The 1,263-nt window shown below is 60.3% G+C and carries 3 protein-coding genes; all 3 read left to right on the top strand.

The features are described from left to right. Window positions 1–271, top strand: a 271-nt coding sequence (locus NPX02_RS21150) for an RHS repeat domain-containing protein (RefSeq protein WP_260296047.1), incomplete at its 5' end; no start/stop codon positions are given. 123 nt (window positions 272–394) lie between these two features. Continuing rightward, window positions 395–799 carry a hypothetical protein gene (locus tag NPX02_RS21145; protein WP_260296046.1) on the top strand — a complete coding sequence of 135 codons (405 nt, stop codon included), beginning with the start codon at window positions 395–397 and terminating at the stop codon, window positions 797–799. A gap of 83 nt (window positions 800–882) precedes the next feature. Further along, window positions 883–1,263, top strand: a 381-nt coding sequence (locus NPX02_RS21140; protein WP_260296045.1) for an RHS repeat domain-containing protein, incomplete at its 3' end; no start/stop codon positions are given.

Genomic DNA, 1,263 nt, shown 5'->3' with positions numbered 1-1,263 from the left:
CCACACCTACGACGTGTTCGGTCGCCGTATCCAGGTCAGCAACGCGCTGGGGCAGGGCGTCGACATGACCTACGACCAGCGCGACCGCCTGGTGGAAGCCAGCGACGCCCTGGGCCGCACCACCGACCAATGGGGTCAGACTCGATCGATATTGGACCAGAATGCGCGTCGGAATCTGGGGACACAATACTTATCTCAGCCTTCGCTCGAATTCTGGGGTGTCCCGTTGTCCCGTCCGGATGTCCGGAAACACCTTGCCGGGTATTTTTAGGGCTCTTTGACAGGACACCCCAGATCCAGACCCCTCCCTTACGGGTTCACGTAAACGTACAATGCCAGGACATAACAGAGTGGCGTACCCGGCCCAAATATCACTTGTGAGGCAACGACCATAATGATCCCCAAAATCATCAGAAAACTGCTCGGCATTCAAGTCACCGGCTACCCTGTCAACCGGGGCGTATTGCGACTGCACCCCAAACAACCCTTTATCGAATGGCTGGCGAAGGAAAACCACTGCAGCCTCGAAGAGGCCGAAAAACTTGCATGGGAAGACCGCACCGCCTTCCTGTTGCCGATGTCCTGGGACGTCAAGCCCGATAAAAAGGTCGTCGGTGCCGTGTATCGCTACCTGTTCGAAACCACCCTGCAAGAATGGGTTCTGGACAAACGCCGCTGGCCCCACCCGAGAAACCGTCAACTTTTCAGTCAGTGGTTCGACATCTACTGGAGCGATATGACCATTGATCTCAGCCGTGAGCCACTGGCATCGGATTCGGAACCTTATGAGCCGATGTAGCCGGGTCCGCCCTGGCGGTCGGGGAGTGCGTTGGCGTTTGCTATGTCACTTCTATCTATTTCACCGAGACCCGGTACAACGCCTTGGACGCCCGTGTTGCCAGCAACGCCGAGAGCGGCCTGTGGCGCGAGTTCGGCGTCGATGCCAACGGCAACGCCCGGGTCACCGAAAACTACGGCCTTGACCGCGCCGGCACGCCAATAACCACCTTCACGGTCTACAACGGCCGCAACCGCGAAGTGGCCCGCTTCGCCGCCGAGACCACCCAGCACGACGGCGGCAGCGCCCGCGCCGTCACCCGGTTCGAATACGATGTGCAGAACAACCTGGTCAAGGAGATCGACGCCAACGGCGGCGAGACCAGTCGTACCTGGAACGCCCTCGGCCGCCAGCTGAGCGAGACCGACCCACTCGCCAACACCACCACCTACCACTATGACCGCCTGGGCCGGCGCACCGCCGAG

Origin of the sequence: Sedimenticola hydrogenitrophicus (assembly GCF_025175675.1) — a bacterium.
Taxonomy (GTDB): domain Bacteria; phylum Pseudomonadota; class Gammaproteobacteria; order Chromatiales; family Chromatiaceae; genus Sedimenticola; species Sedimenticola hydrogenitrophicus.
Note: the sequence above shows the minus strand (reverse complement) of the source record. Positions and strands in the feature narration are given on the sequence as shown.

Coding starts and splice junctions, on each gene's coding strand:
- NPX02_RS21145 (WP_260296046.1), top strand. CDS start 395: ATGATCCCCAAAATCATCAGAAAACTGCTCGGCATTCAAGTCACCGGC.